A 22614-nucleotide genomic window follows, 5' to 3' on the forward strand; every position below is an offset into this window, starting at 1 on the left:
GCGCATGCAACCCTCTTCCCCTCCTTCTCCGGACGCTCCGGCCAACCCCCAAAAGGCGCGCACGGGTCTCAACCGCATCTGGCATGCCGCCGGCTATTCCATGGAAGGGCTGCGGGCCGGCTGGAACGAGAAGGCCTTTCGCCAGGAGGCCATCGCCGCCATGGTGCTGCTGCCGCTGTCGCTCTGGCTGGGCCGCAGTTGGGTCGAAGTCGCCTTGTTGGCGGGCTCCGTGGTCATCGTGATGATTGTGGAGTTGCTCAACACGGGCATCGAGACCGCCATCGACCGCATCGGGCCCGAGTGGCATGACCTGTCCAAACGCGCCAAGGACATGGGCAGCGCAGCGGTTCTGCTGGCCTTGCTGCTGTGCATCGGCATCTGGGCCGCCGCATTGTTTCAGAGGTTTTTCCATGGCTGAACCCACTTTTTCTGTGTGCGTATATTGCGGATCGCGCCCCGGCGACAACCCCGCCTATGCCCAGGCGGCGCAGGCAGTGGGCCAATGGATCGGCGCCCACAACGGACAACTGGTATACGGCGGTGGCCGCAGTGGCCTGATGGGCACGGTGGCCGAGGCGACGCGTCTGGCGGGCGGTCGGGTGGTGGGGGTGATACCGCAGGCGCTGGTGGACAAGGAGCTGGCCAACCGCCAATGTGACGAGCTGCACATCGTGCAGACCATGCACGAACGCAAGGCCATGATGGCAGAGCGCAGCGATGCCTTCCTCGCCTTGCCCGGCGGCATCGGCACCTTTGAAGAACTGTTTGAAGTGTGGACCTGGCGCCAGCTGGGCTACCACGACAAGCCCTTGGGCTTGCTGAATGTGGCGGGCTACTACGACGGCCTGCTGGGTTTCTTGCAGGGCAGCGTGGCCAGTGGCTTCATGGGTGAATGGCAGATGGGCCTGTTGCACGCATCCACCGATGCAGAAGCCCTGCTGCGCGCGCTGGTGCAAGACGCGGGGCCCGACCAAGCGCCCGTCCCGCTGCGCTCGGTGATCTGACTCCCCGCACTCCGAAACTCGAGCGGCCCACAAGCCAAGGCCACCGAGCAAGGGCCAACAGACTGCGCATGCGGCGCTTCGCTTGCTTGCGCTGGCGTTACCTCCCTTTTCTCCAATGGCGCAGCCGTTCAAGAGAAAGGGCAAGGTAAGAAGCGACTCAGAGGGTTGTCACCTCAGACCGCTGCGTCGTCCAGATCGCCCGTGCGAATGCGCACCGTGCGCTCCACGGCGGTCACAAAGATCTTGCCGTCACCGATCTTGCCGGTGCGCGCCACGTTCACGATCGCGTCCACGCAGCGGTCCACATCCTCGGACTTGACGACGACCTCGACCTTCACCTTGGGCAGAAAGTCCACGACGTATTCCGCGCCGCGGTACAGCTCGGTATGGCCTTTCTGGCGGCCAAAACCCTTCACTTCGGTCACCGTGAGGCCGGTCACTCCGCATTCGGCCAGGGCTTCGCGGACTTCTTCGAGCTTGAAGGGCTTGATGACGGCGGTGATCATTTTCATGGCGGGTCTCCTGGAGGATGTAAAAAATCGGGCTGGGGGCACGGCGCCGAAGCGTCACGCCCTGAATTTGCTGGTGATAGGGTAACGCCAGTCCTTGCCAAAGCTGCGGCGCGTGACACGAATCCCTACTGGCGCCTGGCGGCGTTTGTACTCGTTGAGCTTGATCAGGCGCGTCACGCGCTCGACATCGGCCCGGGCGAAACCGCTGGCGATGATGGACTCGATGGGCTCATCGTTTTCCATGTAGCGGGCCACGATGGCGTCCAGCACCTCATACGGCGGCAGGCTGTCCTGGTCCTTCTGGTCGGGTCGCAGCTCGGCACTGGGCGGCCGGGTGATGATGCGCTCAGGGATGGGGCTGGCGCAGGTGCCATACGGGTCGTTGGCATTGCGCCAGCGGGCCAGGTCAAACACCCGGGTCTTGGCCACGTCCTTGATCACGGCAAAGCCGCCGGCCATGTCGCCGTACAGCGTGCAGTAGCCGGTGGACATCTCGCTCTTGTTGCCGGTGGTCAGCACGATGGCGCCGAACTTGTTGGACAGCGCCATCAGCAGCGTGCCCCGGATGCGCGCCTGCAGGTTTTCTTCGGTGGTGTCTTCGGGCAGCCCGGCGAATTCGGTGGCCAGCGCGGCCTTGAAGGCCTCGAACTGCGGCTTGATCGAAATCTCGTCGTAGCGCACGCCCATGCGCGTGGCCATGTCGCGCGCGTCGATCCAGCTGATGTCGGCGGTGTAGGGCGACGGCATCATCACCGTGCGGACCTTGTCGGCACCGAGCGCGTCCACCGCAATCGCCAGCACCAGCGCCGAGTCGATGCCGCCCGACAACCCCAGCAGCGCGCCCGGGAAGCCGTTCTTGCCCACATAGTCGCGCACACCCAGCACCAGGGCATCCCACAGGTCGGCCTCCAGCGTGCGCTCTGGGGCAACCTCTGCTGCAATTTTGATAGCACCCTGGGCAGATTCGACTAGCGCATAGACCAGTTTTTCCACAAAAGCAGGTGCCCGCGCCGCCACCGAGCCGTCGGCGGCCAGCGCAAACGAGCGGCCTTCGAACACCACCTCGTCCTGCCCGCCCACCAGGTGGGCGTAAACCAGCGGCAGGCCCGTCTCGACCACACGGGCGCGCATGGTGGCCTCGCGCTCCGTGCCCTTGCCCAGGTGGAAAGGCGATGCATTGATGACTGCCAGCAACTGCGCACCGGCGGCAGCGGTATCGCGCGCGGGGGTGGCAAACCAGGCGTCTTCGCACACCAGCACACCCACCTTCACGCCTTCCACCTCGAACACACAGGGCTTGCTGCCGGGCACGAAGTAGCGCCGCTCGTCAAACACCTGGTAGTTGGGCAGCTCGCGCTTGGCGTAGGTCTGCTCGATCTTGCCGTCGCGCACCACGCTGGCGGCGTTGAAGCAGACGCTGAAGGCCTGGGCGCCAGGGACCATGGCCTGCGGGTGGCCCAGCACGATGGCCAGGCCTTTCAACCCCGCAGTCTCGCGGGCCACGGTTTTCACGGCATCATCGCAGGCCGCAATGAAGGCAGGGCGCAGGAACAGGTCTTCGGCCGCGTAGCCGCAGATGGCCAGCTCCGGTGTCAGCAACAGGCGAGCGCCCTGGGCATAGGCCTCGCGGGCTGCCGCAATGATCTTTTGGGCGTTGCCGGGCATGTCGCCCACAACAAAGTTGAGCTGCGCAGTGCAAATGGAGAGCGTCATGGAACTGGAATCGGCCCCTGCGGCCAGGTTGAATACCGCCGTTGCAGGCCCGCAATCAAAGGTGCATCACAGGGGCCTGCATGGCTGAAGCTGCCATTATCGCCCGCGTGCTCCCCTCCGTGCTGGACGTGGACACTACCGCCTGGAACCACCTGCTGGCGCAGCAAAGCCACCCCACGCCCTTCATGCGGCATGAATACCTGGCCGCGCTGGAAAGCAGCGGCAGCGCCACGCCGCGCACTGGCTGGACACCCCGCTTCATGACGCTGTGGGATGGCGACACCATGGTGGCCGCCTGCCCGCTGTACCTCAAGAGCCATTCGTACGGCGAATATGTGTTTGACTGGGCCTGGGCCAGCGCTTACGAGCAGCACCGTGTGCCCTACTACCCCAAGGCCGTCATTGCCGTGCCCTTTACGCCCGTGCCAGGCAGCCGGCTGCTGGCCCGCGATGCCGCCACGCGCGCCCTGCTGGTGCAGGCGGTGTGCCAGTGGTGTGAGCAAGAAGACGTGTCGTCCGTGCATGTGCTGTTTGCCAGCGATGACGATGTGCTGACCAGCGCACAACAAGACCTGATGCTGCGGCACACCGTGCAGTTTCACTGGAAGAATGAACGGCCCACGCTCCCTGCGGCCCAGGGGGTAGCCGCCACCGACGGCGAAACCCCGCGCTACCAGGACTTTGACCAGTTCCTCGCCAGCCTGTCGCAAGACAAACGCAAGAAGATCCGCCAGGAGCGCCGCCGCGTTGCCGATGCCGGAGTCACCTTCCGCTGGTCACGCGGGGCGGACATCAGCGCTGCAGACTGGGATTTTTTCTACCGCTGCTACGAGCGCACCTATCTGGAGCACGGCAACCCGCCCTACCTCACGCGCGACTTCTTCGCCCGCATGGCAGCGGACATGCCCGAGGCCTGGCTGCTGTTTGTGGGGGAGCGGGACGGGAGGCCTATTGCTAGCAGTTTGATAGCTATCGGCGCATATGCATCTGGCGCATCAGCCCAAAAAGACGCTGAATCAGGCCCCGAATCACGCTCCGAGCTGGTGGCCTACGGCCGCTACTGGGGCGCGCTGGAGCGCGTGGACTGCCTGCACTTCGAGGCCTGCTACTACCAGCCGCTGCAGTGGTGCATCGCCCACGGTGCCGTGCGGTTTGAGGGGGGCGCCCAGGGCGAACACAAGATGGCCCGCGCGCTGCTGCCCGTGCAGGCCACCAGCGCGCACTGGCTGGCACACCCGGCATTTGCTGAGGCGGTGCAGCGCTTTCTGGACCGCGAAGGCGCTGGCGTGGAAAGCTACCTCGGCGACCTGCAAGCGCGAAGCCCCTTCAAGGCCGCCTGACCTGCAACGGTCAGGCAGGACGCGCGGACAAGATCAAAGCCAGGTTTGAACCAACACATGGCGAAGGCAGGGCCCGTCACGCCTGCCGAGGGCGGCGAGTCACTGTCAAAAACTCTCCCAGTCAGCATCATTGCCGCTGCCCGAACGAGCTGGCGCCGTTGACGCAAGAGCCGGTGCGGGCTTGGCGGCCGCACGCAGGGGCGGCACCTTGGACTGGGCCACGGGGGCTGGTCGGCTGGAACCGGCCAAGGCCGGAGATGGGACTGCAGCCTTGGGCACATACGCAAAGGCAGACGCAGCCGGCTGCGCAGCCTGCGCTGGCGACAGCTTGAAGAACGCCACCGTGCTCACCAGGTCCTGCGCCTGGTTGTTGAGGCTGGCAGCGGCAGCGGCCATTTCTTCCACCAGGGCAGCGTTTTGCTGGGTGACCTGGTCCATCTGTGTCACAGCCTCGCCCACCTGGGCCACACCCTGGCTTTGTTCAGAGCTCGCGGCACTGATCTCGCCCATCAAATCCGTGACACGTTTGATGGAGCCCACCACCTCGGTCATGGTTGCACCCGCCTGATCGACCAGCGTGGTGCCTGCGGCCACGCGTTCCACGCTGTCGTTGATCAGGGTCTTGATCTGCTTGGCCGCGTCGGCCGAACGGCCCGCCAGGCTGCGCACCTCGGACGCCACCACCGCAAAGCCCCGGCCCTGCTCACCCGCACGCGCCGCTTCGACGGCCGCGTTCAGCGCAAGGATGTTGGTCTGAAAGGCAATGCCATCGATCACACCGATGATGTCGGCGATCTTGCTGCTGCTGTCGTGAATGCCCTTCATGGTGTCCACCACCTGGCTCACCACCTCTCCGCCATGCACGGCCACCGTCGATGCGCTCTGCGCAAGCTGGTTGGCCTGGCGGGCGTTGTCGGCGTTCTGGCGCACGGTCGAATTGAGCTGCTCCATGGATGCTGCCGTCTCCTGCAGGGCGCTGGCCTGCTGCTCGGTGCGAGCGCTCAGGTCGTTGTTGCCCTGGGCGATCTCCGACGACGCCGTGGCCACGTTCTCGGAGCCGGAGCGCACATGCCCCACGATGCGCGACAGGTTTTGCTGCATTTCGTCCAGCGAGCGCAGCAGCTGGGCCATCTCATTGCGGCCGTTGCCCACGTCGGGAATCTGCACCGACAGATTGCCGTGGCTGATTTCATCGGCCGCCTGCACCGCACGCTGCACCGGCCCCACGATGGAACGCGTGGTCCACAGCGCAAACAGTGCGCCCAGCACCACCGACACCACCGCCCCCAGCGCCAGCACCCACTGGCTGGTGCCTGCGGCCTGGATGATGGCGCCCTCGAACTCATCGAGCTGCTTGTGCGTGTTGTCCGCCACATCGGCCAGCGACTGCAGGTAAGCGGTGGCCAGGGGCTTGAGGTCGCTGTCCACCAGCGCAAACACGTCTTCCCCGGCCTTCTTGCGCTCCAGCAATTTGGCGCGCGCGTCCACATAGGCCTTGCGGGTCACCGCCACACGCTCCATCAGCGCCTTTTCGGTGGGGTCGTCCACCAGCGCCTCCAGCTTCTTTTGCGCCTCGCTGGCCCGTTGGGACGTGGTGGCCATGTCCGCCGTGAGCGACTGGATGTAACCCGCGTCCGTGGCCTTGAGCGACGCCGACGCCCGCACCCAATTCAGGTCGATGGCCGCCTTCCACTCCTGCGCCAGGGCGTTGCGTTCCATTTCGACAGTGGCAATGCGACTGCTGGCCTCCTTGAGTACCGCCAGTCGCCAGACGCCGGTGGCGGCGATGGTGGCGGTGATCAACAGCACAAGGCCAAAGGCCAGGCTCAGACGCGCTCCGATTTTCAGGTTGCTCATGGGAATCTTTCGTGGTTTTTATGGGGGCTTTTGCCAGCCATGGGTGCGCCGATGTGGTGCCACGCACCTGCGCGGGACAACAAGGAATCAGCGGCTGGAATGTGATAATTATATCATATTTATGATAAATATGATTTTATCAATTTGAATCATCACAAGAGAGTCGACGGCCCACTGCGCAAGCGCTGCGCCGGTGGGGGCATGGGTGCGGCCCCCTGTGTCAGCCGTGGGGATATCAAAACAGCGCACAAGGCCCCGTGCGTGCAGCGCACGCACGGGCTGGAGTGCTACATCGCGGGCGCTGTCGGCGCAGTGCCAAGCACTGAACCAACTTGGGGAAGTCTACGCCCCAAAACGGGGCGTCACGCTTACAAACGGTGCAGGCATGGCCTGCCGTCGGTCAAAAGCTCTCCCAGTCGTCCTCGGCACCGGCAGCCACTGCTTGTGGGGCTGCTTTGGGTGCGGCGCCCGCGGCCTTGGTGGTGGCACTGGCAGCAGGTGCCTTTTTGGCGGCAGGAGCAGAGGGAGAGCGCAAAGCAAGGGTTGCCTTGCTGCCCGCGGCATGGCCACCCATCGCCGCCTTGCGCGTGTCCGCTGCAGGCGCAGGGCGCGGCACCGGGTCCACAGCGCCGCCAGGCCGCGATGCCCGTGCCTGGTCGGCCGTGAGCTTGAACACCGCCACCGCCCCCACCAAGGCCTGGGCCTGGTGGCTCAGGCTGCTGGCAGCAGCCGCCATTTCCTCGACCAGCGCCGCGTTCTGCTGGGTGACCTGGTCCATCTGCGTGACGGCCTCGCCCACCTGCGACACGCCCGTGCTCTGCTCGCTGCTGGCGGCGCTGATCTCGCCCATGATGTCCGTCACGCGGCGAATGGCGCCCACCACCTCGGTCATGGTGATGCCCGCCTTGTCCACCAGCTGGGTGCCCTGCTCGACCCGCTCCACGCTGGCAGTGATGAGCGACTTGATCTCTTTGGCCGCCTCGGCACTGCGCTGGGCCAGATTGCGCACCTCGCCCGCCACCACCGCAAAGCCCCGGCCCTGCTCGCCCGCGCGGGCGGCCTCCACGGCCGCATTCAGCGCCAGGATGTTGGTCTGGAACGCAATGCCGTCAATCACGCTGATGATGTCGGCGATCTTTTTGCTGCTGTCGTTGATGCCCTTCATGGTGGTCACCACCTCGGCCACCACATCGCCGCCCTGCCCCGCCACGGTGGATGCGCTCATCGCCAGCTGGTTGGCCTGGCGCGCGTTGTCGGCGTTTTGCTTGACGGTGGAACTCAGCTCCTCCATCGACGCAGCGGTTTCCTGCAGCGCGCTGGCCTGCTGCTCGGTGCGGATGGACAGGTCGTTGTTGCCCGATGCGATCTCGGCACTGGCCGACGCCACGCCCTGGGCATTGCCACGCACGCCCGACACCACATGCGCCAGGTTGTCCCGCATGGCGGTGAGGCCGCTGAGCAACTGGGCGATCTCGTCCTTGCCCCGCGCATGGATCGCCACGGTCAGGTCGCCCTGCGCCACCGCGTCAGTGATCTGCACCGCATCGCCCAGCGCACGCGAAATCTGCCGGATCATGGCGCCGCCCATCAGCACCGCCAGCACGATGCCCGCCACCACGGCCGTGACCGCCAGTGCGCGGATGGTCTGGTAGCTGGCGGCCGCACTGTCGTACTCGGCCTTGGCACGGTCCAGCTGCACCTGCATCAGCTGGCCCAGCACCTCCTGCAATGGGTCGATGGCGGGGTACATCTCCTTGGCCGCAAACGCGGTCAGGGCCGCCACATCGCCCGACTTGAAGTGCCCCGCCAGTACATCGGTGGCCGCATCTGCCTTGGCCTGCAGCGGCTTGAAGCGCTCGACCAACTGCGTTTCCTCCGGCACCAGCTGGGTGGCCAGATAGGCCTTCCAGTTGGCATCGATGGCCTTGCGCGCATCGGCCACCGACTGCAGGCCCTGTGCGGGTGTCAGCGTACCGTCACGCACCTTGTGGGCCGTGTCCACCACGTTGACCGCATACATGTCCGCCACCACCTTGATCTGCTTGAGCGGCACCACCCGGTCGTCGTATACCGACTTGAGCCCGGCATTGGAATTGCCCATGCCATACAGCCCCGCCACGCCCACCAGCAACACCAGCAGACACAAGGCCGCAAGCAAACCCGCCAGGCGGGTGGAAATCTTGAACTGGTTCATGACAACACTCCTGAGGGAAACAAGCAAACAGGCTGCGCCCGGCTGGCAGCGCACCAGCGGTTGGAAAGGGGCATATGGGGAGCGCGCAGCAGACTCAGGCGTGGCCTGGGCGGCGCCACGGTTGGCGTCGCAGACCACACGGCAGGCGCACAGCAACTCGCGCTGGTGATGATGGGGCGGCCACCCATGCACGTGCGCGACGCGTTGAAACCTCGGTCCATTGCAGAACTCCTGTGGAGAACGGCGCCAAAAAAGGAATGTCCACCCACCGACGAGCCGCGCGCCGTGGCGGGCCCGCTCAGCATAGCGCTTTCCGTTACGTTTGCGTACAAATCGCCCGCCAACATTGGCGCGCCGCTGCCCATAACGGCAACTCGCCATCACGCACCTGCAGCAAGCATCGCGCCAGCGGGTGGCAGACCCGCCCCACGCATGCCTTCAGCCATCACCAAAAAAGCACGCAGAAGGTAGCCCCCTCTGCGTGCTTTCTTGCTTTGTTTTTGATAGCTGTCAGCGCATGCTCTACTTGCGCTTACAGCCGTTTTGACCCGATTTCTTCACCCAGGGGCCTGCGGGCCCTGGTCAGAAGCTCTCCCAGTCGTCGTCGCTTCCCGCAGCCTTGGGTGCCGGGGCCGGGCTGGGCGCTGCAGGCTTGGCGGCAGGTGAGGCTGCCGGGCTGCTGGCCTTGGGCGCCGCCAAGCTGGCGGCGGGTTTGCTGCCGGTCTTGGCGCTTTTGCCCAGGCTGGTGCTGCGGGCCGGGGCTTTGTAGCTGGGCGCTGCTATGGGGGTGCGGGCGGGGGCTGCCGTGTGGCGGTTCTGGCTGTAGCTGCTGTTCGTGCTGCTGGCGTCGAGCTTGAACACGGCCACGGCGTTGACCAGTTCTCCGGCCTGGGCGTTCAGGGCGCTGGCAGCCGCTGCCATTTCTTCCACCAGGGCGGCGTTTTGCTGGGTGGCCTGGTCCATTTGCGTGACGGCTTCTCCCACCTGGCCGACTCCTGCGCTTTGTTCGCTGCTGGCGGCGCTGATCTCTCCCATGATGTCGGTCACGCGGCGGATGGCGCTGACGACTTCGGTCATGGTGGCTCCGGCTTTGTCCACCAAGGCGGTGCCTTGTTCCACGCGTTCTACGCTGGCGGTGATGAGGGCTTTGATTTCTTTGGCGGCTTCTGCGCTGCGCCCTGCCAGGTTGCGCACTTCTCCGGCCACCACGGCAAAGCCTCGGCCTTGTTCGCCGGCGCGGGCGGCTTCGACGGCTGCGTTGAGCGCCAGGATGTTGGTCTGGAAGGCGATGCCGTCGATGACGCTGATGATGTCTGCGATCTTGTTGCTGCTGGCGTTGATGCCTTTCATGGTCTCGACGACTTCAGCCACCACGTCTCCGCCTTGTACGGCCACGGTACTTGCACTCACGGCCAACTGGTTGGCGGCGCGTGCGTTGTCGGCGTTCTGGCGCACGGTCGAGCCCAGTTCTTCCATCGAGGCGGCTGTTTCTTCCAGGGCCGAGGCCTGCTGCTCTGTGCGTGCGCTCAGGTCGTTGTTGCCTGAGGCGATCTGTGCGCTCGCCGACGCTACGCCTTCGGCGTTCTGGCGCACCGAGCTGACGGTGTTGACCAGGCTTTGCTGCATGCGCTGCAGGGCGCTGAGCAGGTGGCCGGTTTCGTCCTTGGACTGCACGACGATCTGGCCGCTCAGGTCGCCACCGGCCACGCGGTCGGCTGCTTCCACCGCCTGCGCCAGGGGGCGGGTGATGGAGCGGATGATGGTGATGGCCAGAAAGATGGCGATGGCGATGGCCAGCGCACCCGCGATGAGTACATCGCGCTGCAGCGACACGGCGGCAGCTTCGGCGCGCGCGCCGGCGTCCACAGTTCTCTGCGATTGAAATTCAAACTGTTCGTCTATGGCGGCCATGTAGGCCCGCTGCGCAGGGCGCAGTTGCTCTTCCAGCAGCTTCAGGGCTTCGTCGCGCTGCCCTTGCTGGAGTGCCGCCAGGTATTGATCTCTCAGCTTCAAGAAATCACCGCGCCGCTGCTGCATGCGCGCCATCAGTTCCTTGCCCTTTTCAGAGCTGACCAACGTGTTCAGTGTTTTGTACTGCGCGTCCACATCCGTCGCTGCAGCCGCTATCTGACTTGTCGCCGATTTCACGATCGCATCCGAGGTGAAGATCGCCAGGTTGCGGAGCTGAATCGCCTGCTCGTTCACGCCGTCGTTGAGGGCACCCAGCGCTTTGACGATGGGTATTCGGACATCGATCACATCCTTGAGTTCTTCGCGCTGGTTGGCTGACCGCACCAGGCCCACAGCCCCCAAAGCGACCAACAGAAGCACCATGACGGCGAATGCCACAGCCAGCCGGGTTGAAATCTTTAACTGATTCATCCTTCTTCTCCTCTGTGTTGATCTTGTGTAGTGGGTTGCCACATTACCTGTGCACAGCTGATCTCACCAGTCCTATTTCGTCACTGCTGAGCAGGGCCTCGATGTCCATCACGATCAGCATGCGCTCGCCCAGGCTGGCAATGCCAGTGACAAAGGCCGGGTCCACATGGCCCTGCCGCTCGAACTGGGGCGTGGGCTTGATGAGGTCGGGAGTGAGCGAGACCACATCGGCCACCGCGTCCACCACCGCGCCAATCACGGTAGAGCCGATGTCCAGAATGATCACCACGGTGAAGTCGGTGTAGCTGGCTTCAGGGCATTGCAGCTTCACCCGCAGATCCAGGATGGGCACGATGCGGCCGCGCAGATCGATCACGCCCTTGATGAAGTCGGGCGATTGCGCCAGGCGCGTGGGTCTCTCGTATGAGCGGATCTCCTGCACGCGCAGGATGTCAATGCCGTACTCCTCCGCACCCAGGCGAAAGGTCAGGAATTCACGAGGGGCTGCGGTAGGGCTTGGGGCCAGCGCGCGGTGCGCAGAGTGGGTGGCGGCAGGCGCAGCGGCGTCGGCAATAGCGGTCATGGCGCGGGCTTTCAGGCGGTTGGAACGGGAGGGTTGCGAACAGCGCCAGAACGCGACGAACGCAAAAGCTATCCAAAGCATAGCAGCGCACGGTTGCAAAATGTGACATTCGCGGGCAATCCCCCCCGCAATCCGAAGGGGACTCCCCCGGTCCGGGCGGGGGCAATTGGAGAGCTTGCTCCATTTCGCGCCCCGCCTTGGTGCGCAAAAACTGCTACCGTCGCACGACCCGCCTGCCTTGCCCGGCAGGCGCCCGTTTTGGAACGACGACTTGATGCCTCTCTTCTCCGACCGCAAATCCGCTGCCCCTGACCACATGCCACCGCCCAGCCTCCCCTTGCTGGCGCTGGAGCTGCGGGCCCCCTGGGAATTTGGCGCCGTGCTGCCCGCATGGCCCGTTCTGCAGCGCGCTCCACTGGGCGATGGCCACACGGTCATCGTGTTTCCGGGCCTGACAGCTGGCGACGCCACCACCCTGCCCCTGCGCCGCTACCTCGAATCGCGCAACTACAACACGCTGGGCTGGGGCCAGGGCCTGAACCTGGGGCCCCGCGAGGGCGTGCTGGAAAACGCTAAGGCCCAGTTGCAGCAAGCGGCCGATGCCAGCGGCAGCAAGGTCAGCCTGGTGGGCTGGAGCCTGGGCGGCATCTACGCCCGCGAGCTGGCCAAGGAAATGCCTGACCTGGTGCGCTGCGTGGTGACCCTGGGCACGCCCTTTGCCGGGCCTCACACCTCTACCAACGCATGGCGCATCTACCAGTTCGCCAGCGGCCGCAGCATCGAGCGCGAAACCGAGAACTACAACCTGCCCGAGGCGCCCCCGGTGCCCACCACCAGCATCTACTCACGCACCGACGGCGTGGTGGCCTGGCGCGGCAGCATCCAGGCTCCCGCAGACCACAACCCGCATACCGAGAACATCGAAGTGGTGGCCAGCCACTTTGGCATCGGCCTGAACCCGAGCGCCTGGTGGGCCGTGGCCGACCGCCTGGGCCAGCCGCACGGGCCGGGCGTGGTGTGGCAACCCTTCCAGCGCCCGCAGCTGCCAGGGCTGCATCTGGTGTACCCCAACCCGCACCGCTGACGAGGGCACAGAACAGTCCACTGGCCGGGCTGAATGGAAGGCACATTGAAAGGTGCCACGCAAAAAAAGCACGCAGAAGGCGCCCCCTCTGCGTGCTTCTTCACTTCTGTTTTGATAGCTGTCAGCGCATGCACCACCTGCGCTTGCAGCCGTTTTGACCTGAACTCTGTATCCAGGGGCCTGTCTGGCCCTCGTCAGAAGCTCTCCCAGTCGTCGTCGTTGCCCCCTGCCTTGGCCGGTGCCGGGCTGGGCGCTGCCGGTTTGGGGGCTGCGGCGCTGGCTGCTGGGGCCGCTGGCGCTGCGCTTCCGGTCTTAGGCGCTGCCAGGCTGGCGGCGGGTTTGCTGCTGCTGCTCTTGGCGCTGCTGCCCAGGCTGCTGCGGGCCGGGGCTTTGTAGCTGGGCGCTGCCATGGGGGCGCGGGCGGGGGCTGCGCTGCTGCGCGCCGGGCTGTGACTTGATGTGCTGTTGGCGTCGAGCTTGAACACGGCCACGGCGTTGACCAGTTCGCCGGCCTGGGCGTTCAGGGCGCTGGCAGCCGCTGCCATTTCTTCCACCAGGGCGGCGTTTTGCTGGGTGGCCTGGTCCATCTGGGTGACGGCTTCTCCCACCTGGCCGACTCCTGCGCTTTGTTCGCTGCTGGCGGCGCTGATCTCTCCCATGATGTCGGTCACGCGGCGGATGGCGCTGACGACTTCGGTCATGGTGGCTCCGGCCTTGTCGACCAGGGCGGTGCCTTGTTCCACGCGTTCCACGCTGGCGGTGATGAGGGCTTTGATTTCCTTGGCGGCTTCTGCGCTGCGTCCTGCCAGGTTGCGTACTTCTCCGGCCACCACGGCAAAGCCCCGGCCTTGTTCGCCGGCACGGGCGGCTTCGACGGCTGCATTGAGTGCCAGGATGTTGGTCTGGAAGGCGATGCCGTCGATGACGCTGATGATGTCTGCAATCTTGTTGCTGCTGGCGTTGATGCCTTTCATGGTCTCGACGACTTCGGCCACCACGTCTCCGCCTTGGACGGCCACGGTGCTGGCGCTCACGGCCAGCTGGTTGGCGGCGCGTGCGTTGTCGGCGTTCTGGCGCACAGTGGAGCCCAGTTCTTCCATGGAGGCTGCGGTTTCTTCCAGCGCGCTGGCCTGCTGTTCTGTGCGCGCGCTCAGGTCGTTGTTGCCGGAGGCGATCTGTGCGCTGGCTGACGCTACGCCTTCGGCGTTGCTGCGCACGCCCGACACCACACGCGCCAGGTTGGCCCGCATGTCGCCCAGCGCATTCAGCAGCTGGCCCATTTCATCCTTGCCGCCGGGGGGCACCTCGGTCGCCAGGTCGCCATCGGCAATCGCGCGGGCGGCCAACACGGCGTGATGGGCGGGGCGCGTAACGGCGCGGGTGATGGCCACACCCAGTACGGCCGCCAACGCCACGCACAGCGCGAGGGTGCCCAGCACCCAGATGCGTGCCGCATTGAACACTGTCATCGCTTCCTCATTGGCCTTCAATGCAGCGTCCGCATTGATCTTTTGCAGCTCGCCCAGGGTCTCGGCGGTGGCCACAAAGGCTGACTCCGATTCGCCCGCATACAGCATGCTCAACGCATCTGCCGTGAGTTCCATGGTCTCGGCAGTGCTGAAGTCCACGCCCTTGGCAATGTCCGCCAGCTTGTCCTGCAACGCCACATAGGCCGCCCTGCGCGCCTTGTAGGCGTTGAACACCTCGCGCTCCTTGGGCATGTCGATGAGCGGCTCGTAGATCGCCTCAACTCGGGTCAGGTCCTTGTGGCGCTGCGCGACCTGCTCGGCAAACGCCTTGACCTCGGCCGCGCTGCGCGCCGTGACCATGCCCGCCTCCGCACGGCGCATGCGGTTGAGCAGCACCCGCAGCTCGCCCGTTTGCGTGACGCTGGGCAGCAGGTTGGTAGCGATCTCCTCGGCGTTGGCGTGGATGCGGGACATCTGCACCAGCGCAATGGCGCCGAGCAAGGCGGTCAGCAGCACCACCGCCAGGAAACCCGCCGCCAGCTTCACGCCGATGCGCAGATCAGAAATTTTCATGAATCACCTCAAAGTACCTCGTGACACCGGGACCACCCCGGGTGTGTAACCAAATGCAGTCTATCAGCGGGCCTGACCGCACATTGCGCGGCTTTTCCCTACCCCACCGGGGCACCGCCCACAAAAAAGCACGCCATCCATGGCGGATGGCGTGCTTTTATTTTGATAGCAGCTAGCGCAATCGGCACCAGCGCTACCGGCCTATCTGACCTATCAGGCCTGCGACTTCTTGTAGCTGTCGATGCCGTCGGTGATTTCCTTCTTGGCGGCGTCGATGCCTTCCCAGCCCAGCACTTTGACCCACTTGCCCTTTTCCAGGTCCTTGTAGTGCTCAAAGAAGTGGGCGATGGCGTTGCGGCGCATGGCGTTCACATCGTCGATGGTCTTCCAGTGGTCATACATGGGCAGGATCTTGGACGTGGGCACAGCAATCACCTTGCCATCCACACCGGCCTCGTCTTCCATCATCAGGATGCCCAGGGGGCGGCAGGGCACGACCACGCCGGGGAACAGCGGGTAAGGCGTGATCACCAGCACATCGACCGGGTCGCCATCGCCCGACAGCGTCTGCGGCACATACCCGTAGTTGGTGGGGTAGTGCATGGCGGTGGTCATGAAACGGTCCACAAAAATGGCGCCCGATTCCTTGTCCACTTCGTACTTGATCGGATCGGCGTTCATCGGAATCTCGATGACGACGTTGAAGCTGTCAGGAACGTTCTTGCCTGGGGGGACGTTGTTGAGGGACATGTCTTTGGATAGTGGTTTGTTAACGATAACCCGCGAGGCCTTCGGCACTGATGCAGCGCAACGAAGCGTCGGGATTAACCCTGATTTTAGGCGCACGCCCCTTTCTGCCCGCTTGCAAACCGGCGTTTGCCTGTAAATTGGGTCTGTTGGCCAATCGGCTCCTGCGCGAAACGCATGGGTAGCACGAGGAAGCAACGCAGCGGGGAAGCCACCGATGCGTTGGTCCCCCTCCGTGCAACACACCAAGGAGAATTGAATGGCTGCAAGTTCAGCACTGACATCCCCTCTCATCCTCGCCCTCGTTTGCGGGCTCGTCGCGGTGGCCTACGGCATCTGGGCCCGGGGCTGGATCCTTTCCAAAGACCCGGGCAACGCCCGCATGCAGGAGATTGCCGCCGCCATCCAGGCCGGCGCCGCCGCCTACCTGGCCCGCCAGTACAAGACCATTGCCATCGTGGGCGTGGTGCTGGCGGTGCTCATCGGCGTGTTTCTGGACGGCACCACGGCGATCGGTTTCGTGGTGGGCGCCGTGCTCTCGGGCGCCTGCGGCTTCATCGGCATGAATGTCTCGGTGCGCGCCAATGTGCGCACCGCGCAGGCGGCCACCCAAGGCATTGGCCCGGCGCTCGATGTCGCGTTCCGTGGCGGTGCCATCACCGGCATGCTGGTGGTGGGGCTGGGTCTGCTGGGTGTCACGGGCTTTTACTGGTTCCTGGCGGGCAATGGCAACCACACGCCCACCACCCATCTGGCCACGCTGCTCAACCCGCTGATCGGCTTTGCGTTCGGCTCGTCGCTGATCTCGATCTTTGCACGCCTGGGCGGTGGCATCTTCACCAAGGGCGCGGACGTGGGGGCCGACCTGGTGGGCAAGGTGGAGGCTGGCATCCCTGAGGACGACCCGCGCAACCCGGCCGTGATTGCCGACAACGTGGGCGACAACGTGGGCGACTGCGCGGGCATGGCGGCCGACCTGTTCGAGACCTACGCGGTGACACTGATCGCCACCATGGTGCTGGGCGCCCTGATGGTTGCCACGGCCCAGGTCAATGCGGTGGTGTACCCGCTGGCGCTGGGGGCGGTGTCCATCGTCGCATCCATCATTGGCTGCTTCTTCGTCAAGGCAACGCCCGGCATGAAGAACGTGATGCCTGCGCTGTACAAGGGTCTGGCGATCGCGGGCGTGCTGTCGCTCATCGCTTTCTACTTCGTCACGCTGTGGATCATGCCGGACAACGCGGTCACGGCCACGGGCACCCAGCTGCGGCTGTTTGGCGCCTGCGCCACCGGCCTCGTGCTGACGGCCGCGCTGGTTTGGATCACCGAGTTCTACACCGGCACGCAGTACTCGCCCGTGCAGCACATTGCCCAGGCTTCCACCACCGGCCACGGCACCAACATCATTGCGGGCCTGGGCGTTTCGATGCGTTCCACGGCCTGGCCCGTGGTGTTTGTGTGCGCGGCCATCATCGTGTCCTATGGCCTGGCTGGCCTGTACGGCATTGCGGTGGCAGCCACGTCGATGCTGAGCATGGCGGGCATTGTGGTGGCGCTGGATGCGTATGGTCCCATCACCGACAACGCGGGTGGCATTGCCGAAATGGCCGAGCTGCCCAGCAGTGTGCGCGACATCACCGACCCGCTGGACGCCGTGGGCAACACCACCAAGGCCGTGACCAAGGGATACGCCATCGGCTCCGCCGGCCTGGCTGCACTGGTGCTGTTTGCCGACTACACCCACAAGCTGGAGAGCTACGGCAAGGCCATCACCTTTGATCTGTCGGACCCGCTGGTCATCGTGGGCCTGTTCATCGGCGGGCTGATTCCGTACCTGTTCGGCGCCATGGCCATGGAGGCTGTGGGCCGGGCCGCAGGCGCTGTGGTGGTGGAGGTGCGCCGCCAGTTCAGCACCATCAAGGGCATCATGGACGGCACGGGCAAGCCCGAATACGGCAAGGCCGTGGACATGCTGACCACCGCCGCCATCAAGGAAATGGTGATCCCCAGCCTGCTGCCGGTGGTGGTTCCCATTGTGGTGGGCCTGCTGCTGGGGCCCAAGGCGCTGGGCGGCTTGCTCATGGGCACCATCGTCACAGGTCTGTTTGTCGCGATCAGCATGTGCACCGGCGGTGGCGCGTGGGACAACGCCAAGAAGTACATCGAAGACGGCCACCACGGCGGCAAGGGCAGCGAGGCGCACAAGGCCGCCGTGACCGGTGACACCGTGGGCGACCCCTACAAGGACACGGCCGGCCCGGCCATCAACCCGCTGATCAAGATCATCAACATCGTGGCACTGCTCATCGTGCCGCTGGTGGTCAAGTTCCACGGCGGGTAAAACCGCCCCACCATCGTCAAAAAGGGGCCTCTGGCCCCTTTTTGACGCGTAACATCGCATCCACTGCAGCAGCCACTGGTATAGCGTTCCACTGAAGATGGCCTTGACACACACCACCCTGCCCGCCCCGGCCCCGACCGACAGCCCCGCTGCGCCCCAGCAGCGCATCGTCCAGATCGCGCTGGCCCAGGCCCGGCCTGTGGTGGAGCGCGTCATTGAGGCCACGCGCGTGTCCCTGCAAGCGCGCCTGGACAGTGCCCGCACCCCCGGCGAGCACCATGCGATGCAGGAGGCACGGCAGCAACTGGTGCGGCTGGCATCGGTGATGGCAGATCGCTACCCCGACGCACTGCGCAAGGCGCTGGACCAGGACACGGCAAAGGGCGACGACAAGCCCACGCGGTCCCTGTTCACCGTGCACTTTGACGACCTCGAACTGATGGACGAGGCGCAGATCAACGACAGCGTGGAGCGCGCACGTGCCCGTCAGGTACTGATCTCTGCAGTGGAAGGTCCGCTGGCTGACCTGGACGCGTTGGTGTGTGCGGCCCAGGGGCTGTCCCGGGTGCAGCCGGAGCACAACCCGCTGCGCCCCGACGTGTTCTTGCAGGCTCTGCAGTCCGTGGTGTCGCAAATGCAGGTCACACCCCAGGTGCGCCACGACTGGGTAGGGCTGATGGCACAGGCATTGGGCGCCGAGCTGCGCAGCCTGTACCTCGCGCAAATCGACCAGCTCAAGCAAAGTGGTGTGAAGCCTGTGGGCTATGCCATGCGGCAGGCCACGGGTGAAGTGGTCTATGTGGCGCCGGCCGACGCCGGGGCGTCCCCCGGTTTTGCAGCCGACAACGACTTGTACGTGTCGTCCACCAGCGCGGGCGACCCGTTGCTGACGCTGGACCGCCTGCGCCGCCTGCTGCTGGGCGAGTTCAATGACACACCCGCCCCTGCGGACATGCACGCCAGCGGCGACAACCCCCAGGAATCTTTCGCAGCCCGGTTTGACCGGGAGTTTGAACACCCGTCACAAGGCTTGCCGCAGATCGACCCACCGGCCACGGATTTCGCGATGACGGTGCCCGCAGCGTTTGAGGCGCTGCAAGAGATGAACCAGGTCGGCCAGATGATGGAGCGCCTGGGTACGCCACGCGCGCCAGCCGGCAACGATGCAGACGGCAGCCCTGCTGCCGCGCAGCGAGCGCAGGCGCAGGGCCTGGGCCAGGCCTTGAGCATGGAAGTGGTGGCGCTGATGGTGGACAACATCGCGCGCGACACCCGGCTGCTGTGGCCGGTGCAACAGTTCATCCGCGCGCTGGAGCCTGCGCTGATGCAGCTGGCATTGGCCGACCCCCGTTTTTTCAGCCACAAGGAGCATGCCGCGCGCCGCCTGCTGCAGGACATCACCGACCGCAGCCAGGCCTTCAACAGCCCCGAAGCCCCTGGTTTTCAGAGCTTCATGCGCTCGCTCATGCACATCGCAGGCCCGCTGGCCACCGCCACCATCGACAGCGCTGATGACTTTGAACAAGTGCTGCAGCAACTGCACGCCAAATGGGCCGAGAAGGACCAGGCGCTCAAGCAGGAGCGCTTGCGCGCCATCGAGGCCCTGCAGCACGCAGAGCAGCGCCATCTGCTGGCCGCACAGATATCGCGCGAAATCTGGCTGCTGCCCGACATCGGCAAGGTGCCGGACGCCATCTCGCGCTTTTTGCTGGGCGCTTGGGCCCAGGTCATGGCGGAGGCGCGTCTTTCGGACAAATCAGGCACGACCGACCCGGGCCGCTACCAGGAATTGGTGGACGCGCTGATCTGGAGCGTACAACCCGAACTGACGCGCGCCAACACGGGCCAGCTGGCTCGCCTGCTGCCCAAGCTGCTGGCCAAACTGCGCGAAGGTCTGGCGTCCATCGACTACCCTGCAGACCGCACGGAGGCTGTTTTTGAGCTGCTGATGCAACTGCACCAGCAGGCCTTCAAACCCGGGCCCCGGGTGGCTGCGCCAGCCCCTGCAGCCGCAGCGACTTTTGCAACGCCCGCGGCAGAGCCGCAACAACCGGCGCCCCTTGACGACGACGACCCCTGGGTTGCGCCCTCCGAAGCGAGGGAGTCCGGCTACATCGATATCTCGCAATCGCCCGAGAGCGAGGGCGCAGACACGGCCCCCGAGGCTGCCCCCAGCAGTGCTGCGCCCCTGCCGCTGCCCGCCGCCACCATCACGGTGGGCACCTGGGTCAATCTGCAGGTGGCGGGCCAGTGGGAGCGCACACAGCTGTCCTGGATCGGCTCGCACGGCAACCTGTTCCTCTTTACCAGCGCCGCTGGCCGCACCCAGTCGATGACCCTGCGGCTGCTGGACCGGCTTCTGCAACAGGGAGCGATGCAGGTGCTGTCCGAGCACACCGTGGTGGACAACGCCCTGGACGCCGTCGCTCAGACAGCCATGCAAAACAGCGTGGAAAGCAGGCACTGAACGCCGCTTGCACAACAAAAGTGGTCAAACACGGCAGACGGTGATACCCTGTCTCCATCACTCCAAGGCTTTGTAAAATTCAGGGGAATTTGTCAGGGCCTTAGCCCGCTTTGGCGGGCTTTTTTAATGGGTTTCCGCTTTGGCGGTTTTTCTCTAAGCGCCCCGCCCAGCAGGACCTTTTTGGCGTGTCGATCAGCCGCAGCCACTGCGGCTCAGTGAGCGCTCGCAGCAGGCAGGGTGAGCGTCGCCCGCAAGCCGCCAAGGCCTGTGGGCTCCAGATCCAGCCGCCCCTCATACAAAGCTGCCAGGCCCTGCACGATGGCCAGGCCCAGTCCCGTGCCGGGCACGGTTTCATCCAGGCGCACGCCGCGTTCCAGCGCCTGATCACGTTGCGCGGCATCAATGCCGGGGCCGTCGTCTTCCACCGCAACCACCAGTTGGGGCTGCGCAGCGCCCGATCCGGCGGGCAGCAGTTGCATCTGCAGCCGCACCGCAGCCTGCGCCCACTTGCAGGCGTTGTCCAGCAGGTTGCCCAGCATTTCCTGCAGGTCCTGCGCCTCGCCCGCAAAGAAAAGCGGCACCGCTGAAGACTCGACACTGATATCGAGTAACCGGTCCGCATGCACCTTGTTCATCACGCGCACCAGCCCATCCACTACCGGCTGCAGCGGCGTGCGCTGCCCGGGCAAGCGCGCAGATGCCGCCACCCGCGACCGCGCCAGGTGCCAGTCGATGTGCCTGCGGGCCACCACCACCTGCTCTCGCACCAGCGCCGCCAGCTCCGGGCCATCAGTGGGCGGTTGTGTGCGGGCCGCGTTCTCAAGCACCGTGAGGGGCGTCTTGAGCGCATGGGCCAGGTTGCCCGCCTGGGTGCGTGCCCGCTCCACCACCTCGCCATGCCGGCGCAGCACGGCATTAAAGTCGTCGACCAGCGGCTGCACTTCCGCAGGGAAGCTGCCTTGCAATTGCGAAGCCCGCGCTTCTTGCACATCCTGCACCGCGCGCTGTAGCGCCTGCAGGGGCTTAAGCCCCACCGCCACCTGCGCCCAGGCGGCGGCGACCAGCAGCAATAGCAACACTGCCAGCGACAGCCCCAGCACGCCAGTGAACCGGGCCGTGGCTGCCTGCGTGGCCTGCAGGTCGGCGGCCACAATCAAGCGCCAGCGCGCTGCATGCACGCCCCCGGCGCGCACCGTGCGCTCCAGCACCAGCAAAGGCGCGCCCTGCGGGCCTGTTATCTCATGCACATGCACGGTGCCATCGGCCAACGCATCCACCTGTAGCGCCAGGCTGGTGTCCCACAACGAGCGCGATCGCAACACCCCTGCCCGCTCCCGCCCATCGGGCGCCATGGCGTCCACCTGCCAATACAGGCCGGAGTAAGGCTTGAGCCAGCGCGGGTCGGACAGCGCCTCGGCAGCAATCACCGGCCGCCCCTGGGCGTCAAACTCCAGCCGCGCCGTGATCTGGTCCAGCTGCAGCTGCAGCGCAGCCTGAAACTGCTGCTGCACATGCTCGCGGAACAATCCGCTCAGCACCAGCCCAGCCAGCGCCATGGCTACGGCCGCCCCCGCCAGCGTGACGGCCAGCAGCCGCACCCGCAACGACCGGGACCAGTGCACGGCAGGCGCAGGTGGCACAGCCTGCGCGCTCATGGCGGCACCAGGCGGTAGCCCATGCCACGCACGGTTTCGATGCGTGCCGAATCCGCCAGGGCAGCCGACGAAGCCGCAGGAGGCAACATCTTCTTGCGCAAGCGCCCCACAAAGACCTCGATGGTGTTGGAGTCCCGATCAAAGTCCTGCGCATAGATGTGTTCGGTCAGCTCCGCGCGTGACACCAGCACGCCAGGCCGGTGCATGAGGTAGTCGAGCACCTTGTATTCATGCGCTGTCAACGTCACCGGCTGGCCCGCACAGGTCACGCGGCCACTGCGTGTGTCCAGCGACCAGTCTCCACACTGCAGCACGGCCGACGCTTGCCCGCTGGCGCGGCGGATGAGTGCGCGAAGGCGCGCCAGCAGTTCTTCGAGGTGAAAGGGCTTGGTCAGGTAGTCGTCGGCACCGGCATCGATGCCTGCGACTTTTTCGTGCCAGTTGTCGCGCGCGGTGAGGATCAGCACCGGCATGTTGCGCCCCTCGGCCCGCCACCGCTTGAGCACCGTGAGCCCGTCCACCACCGGCAGGCCCAGGTCCAGCACCACGGCATCCACTGCCTCGGTGTCGCCCAGAAACTGCGCGTCGCGCCCGTTGTCTGCCTCGTCCACCGTGTAGCCCGCGCCGTGCAGGGCATTGCGCAACTGGGCGCGCAGCAGCGTGTCGTCTTCTACCAGGAGGATGCGCATGGAG

The 22614-nt window shown here is 65.4% G+C and carries 16 protein-coding genes; 6 read left to right on the plus strand and 10 right to left on the minus strand.

Annotation, left to right across the window (positions count from 1 at the left end; translation table 11 throughout):
* The first annotated feature begins 4 nt into the window (after positions 1-4).
* Positions 5-418, plus strand: coding sequence for a diacylglycerol kinase (locus tag C8C96_RS18160; protein ID WP_121943209.1), 414 nt, complete (start codon positions 5-7; stop codon positions 416-418).
* Positions 411-1004, plus strand: coding sequence for a TIGR00730 family Rossman fold protein (locus C8C96_RS18165; protein WP_108499924.1), 594 nt, complete (start codon positions 411-413; stop codon positions 1002-1004). The genes C8C96_RS18160 and C8C96_RS18165 overlap by 8 nt, the downstream gene beginning before the upstream one ends.
* Before the next feature lie 173 nt (positions 1005-1177).
* On the opposite strand, the gene C8C96_RS18170 is transcribed toward C8C96_RS18165, so the two are convergent.
* Complete coding sequence (locus tag C8C96_RS18170) at positions 1178-1516, minus strand: P-II family nitrogen regulator (protein ID WP_015013651.1); 339 nt, start codon at positions 1514-1516, stop codon at positions 1178-1180.
* A 54-nt stretch (positions 1517-1570) separates the two neighbouring features.
* Positions 1571-3229, minus strand: a complete 1659-nt coding sequence (locus tag C8C96_RS18175) for an NAD+ synthase (protein WP_121943210.1) — start codon at positions 3227-3229, stop codon at positions 1571-1573.
* 80 nt (positions 3230-3309) lie between these two features.
* Here C8C96_RS18175 and C8C96_RS18180 point away from each other — a divergent pair, with 80 nt between their 5' ends.
* Positions 3310-4569, plus strand: coding sequence for a GNAT family N-acetyltransferase (locus C8C96_RS18180; RefSeq protein WP_121943211.1), 1260 nt, complete (start codon positions 3310-3312; stop codon positions 4567-4569).
* Between the two features lie 105 nt (positions 4570-4674).
* On the opposite strand, the gene C8C96_RS18185 is transcribed toward C8C96_RS18180, so the two are convergent.
* From C8C96_RS18185 to C8C96_RS18200, 4 genes are all read right to left on the minus strand, one after another.
* Positions 4675-6426, minus strand: coding sequence for a methyl-accepting chemotaxis protein (locus tag C8C96_RS18185; protein WP_121943212.1), 1752 nt, complete (start codon positions 6424-6426; stop codon positions 4675-4677).
* Positions 6427-6826: 400 nt separating this feature from the next.
* Positions 6827-8620: a methyl-accepting chemotaxis protein gene (locus tag C8C96_RS18190; protein ID WP_121943213.1), complete on the minus strand. Its 1794-nt coding sequence runs from the start codon at positions 8618-8620 to the stop codon at positions 6827-6829.
* Positions 8621-9202: 582 nt separating this feature from the next.
* Positions 9203-11002, minus strand: a complete 1800-nt coding sequence (locus tag C8C96_RS18195) for a methyl-accepting chemotaxis protein (RefSeq protein WP_121943214.1) — start codon at positions 11000-11002, stop codon at positions 9203-9205.
* A gap of 43 nt (positions 11003-11045) precedes the next feature.
* Complete coding sequence (locus C8C96_RS18200; RefSeq protein WP_056067332.1) at positions 11046-11585, minus strand: chemotaxis protein CheW; 540 nt, start codon at positions 11583-11585, stop codon at positions 11046-11048.
* A gap of 274 nt (positions 11586-11859) precedes the next feature.
* Here C8C96_RS18200 and C8C96_RS18205 point away from each other — a divergent pair, with 274 nt between their 5' ends.
* Positions 11860-12669 carry an alpha/beta fold hydrolase gene (locus C8C96_RS18205; protein ID WP_121943215.1) on the plus strand — a complete coding sequence of 270 codons (810 nt, stop codon included), beginning with the start codon at positions 11860-11862 and terminating at the stop codon, positions 12667-12669.
* Positions 12670-12863: 194 nt separating this feature from the next.
* Here the strand turns inward: C8C96_RS18205 and C8C96_RS18210 are convergent, their stop codons facing one another.
* Both C8C96_RS18210 and ppa read right to left on the minus strand, forming a co-directional pair.
* Positions 12864-14711, minus strand: coding sequence for a methyl-accepting chemotaxis protein (locus C8C96_RS18210; protein ID WP_121943216.1), 1848 nt, complete (start codon positions 14709-14711; stop codon positions 12864-12866).
* A 213-nt stretch (positions 14712-14924) separates the two neighbouring features.
* The gene (gene ppa / locus C8C96_RS18215) at positions 14925-15461 is read right to left on the minus strand and encodes an inorganic diphosphatase (RefSeq protein WP_056067328.1); all 537 of its coding nucleotides are present in this window, start codon (positions 15459-15461) and stop codon (positions 14925-14927) included.
* A 256-nt stretch (positions 15462-15717) separates the two neighbouring features.
* Between ppa and C8C96_RS18220 the strand changes: the two genes are divergently transcribed.
* Together C8C96_RS18220 and C8C96_RS18225 are read left to right on the plus strand one after the other, a co-directional pair.
* Positions 15718-17799 carry a sodium-translocating pyrophosphatase gene (locus C8C96_RS18220; protein WP_121943217.1) on the plus strand — a complete coding sequence of 694 codons (2082 nt, stop codon included), beginning with the start codon at positions 15718-15720 and terminating at the stop codon, positions 17797-17799.
* A gap of 97 nt (positions 17800-17896) precedes the next feature.
* Positions 17897-20266 carry a DUF1631 family protein gene (locus C8C96_RS18225; protein WP_121943218.1) on the plus strand — a complete coding sequence of 790 codons (2370 nt, stop codon included), beginning with the start codon at positions 17897-17899 and terminating at the stop codon, positions 20264-20266.
* Positions 20267-20478: 212 nt separating this feature from the next.
* Here C8C96_RS18225 and C8C96_RS18230 read toward each other — a convergent pair whose 3' ends face one another.
* Positions 20479-21921, minus strand: coding sequence for a sensor histidine kinase (locus tag C8C96_RS18230; protein WP_121943219.1), 1443 nt, complete (start codon positions 21919-21921; stop codon positions 20479-20481).
* Positions 21918-22610 (minus strand): response regulator transcription factor, encoded by a 693-nt coding sequence (locus C8C96_RS18235; protein ID WP_099729929.1) that lies wholly within the window; start codon positions 22608-22610, stop codon positions 21918-21920. The genes C8C96_RS18230 and C8C96_RS18235 overlap by 4 nt, the downstream gene beginning before the upstream one ends.
* Between the last annotated feature and the right edge of the window lie 4 nt (positions 22611-22614).

This window comes from Acidovorax sp. 100 (genome assembly GCF_003688355.1).
Taxonomy (GTDB): domain Bacteria; phylum Pseudomonadota; class Gammaproteobacteria; order Burkholderiales; family Burkholderiaceae_C; genus Acidovorax; species Acidovorax delafieldii.

Bases quoted from the DNA above. Each gene is read 5' to 3' on its own strand.
- C8C96_RS18160 (WP_121943209.1), top strand. From the start codon at position 5: ATGCAACCCTCTTCCCCTCCTTCTCCGGACGCTCCGGCCAACCCCCAA.
- C8C96_RS18165 (WP_108499924.1), top strand. From the start codon at position 411: ATGGCTGAACCCACTTTTTCTGTGTGCGTATATTGCGGATCGCGCCCC.
- C8C96_RS18170 (WP_015013651.1), bottom strand. From the start codon at position 1,516: ATGAAAATGATCACCGCCGTCATCAAGCCCTTCAAGCTCGAAGAAGTC.
- C8C96_RS18175 (WP_121943210.1), bottom strand. From the start codon at position 3,229: ATGACGCTCTCCATTTGCACTGCGCAGCTCAACTTTGTTGTGGGCGAC.
- C8C96_RS18180 (WP_121943211.1), top strand. From the start codon at position 3,310: ATGGCTGAAGCTGCCATTATCGCCCGCGTGCTCCCCTCCGTGCTGGAC.
- C8C96_RS18185 (WP_121943212.1), bottom strand. From the start codon at position 6,426: ATGAGCAACCTGAAAATCGGAGCGCGTCTGAGCCTGGCCTTTGGCCTT.
- C8C96_RS18190 (WP_121943213.1), bottom strand. From the start codon at position 8,620: ATGAACCAGTTCAAGATTTCCACCCGCCTGGCGGGTTTGCTTGCGGCC.
- C8C96_RS18195 (WP_121943214.1), bottom strand. From the start codon at position 11,002: ATGAATCAGTTAAAGATTTCAACCCGGCTGGCTGTGGCATTCGCCGTC.
- C8C96_RS18200 (WP_056067332.1), bottom strand. From the start codon at position 11,585: ATGACCGCTATTGCCGACGCCGCTGCGCCTGCCGCCACCCACTCTGCG.
- C8C96_RS18205 (WP_121943215.1), top strand. From the start codon at position 11,860: ATGCCTCTCTTCTCCGACCGCAAATCCGCTGCCCCTGACCACATGCCA.
- C8C96_RS18210 (WP_121943216.1), bottom strand. From the start codon at position 14,711: ATGAAAATTTCTGATCTGCGCATCGGCGTGAAGCTGGCGGCGGGTTTC.
- ppa (WP_056067328.1), bottom strand. From the start codon at position 15,461: ATGTCCCTCAACAACGTCCCCCCAGGCAAGAACGTTCCTGACAGCTTC.
- C8C96_RS18220 (WP_121943217.1), top strand. From the start codon at position 15,718: ATGGCTGCAAGTTCAGCACTGACATCCCCTCTCATCCTCGCCCTCGTT.
- C8C96_RS18225 (WP_121943218.1), top strand. From the start codon at position 17,897: ATGGCCTTGACACACACCACCCTGCCCGCCCCGGCCCCGACCGACAGC.
- C8C96_RS18230 (WP_121943219.1), bottom strand. From the start codon at position 21,921: ATGAGCGCGCAGGCTGTGCCACCTGCGCCTGCCGTGCACTGGTCCCGG.
- C8C96_RS18235 (WP_099729929.1), bottom strand. From the start codon at position 22,610: ATGCGCATCCTCCTGGTAGAAGACGACACGCTGCTGCGCGCCCAGTTG.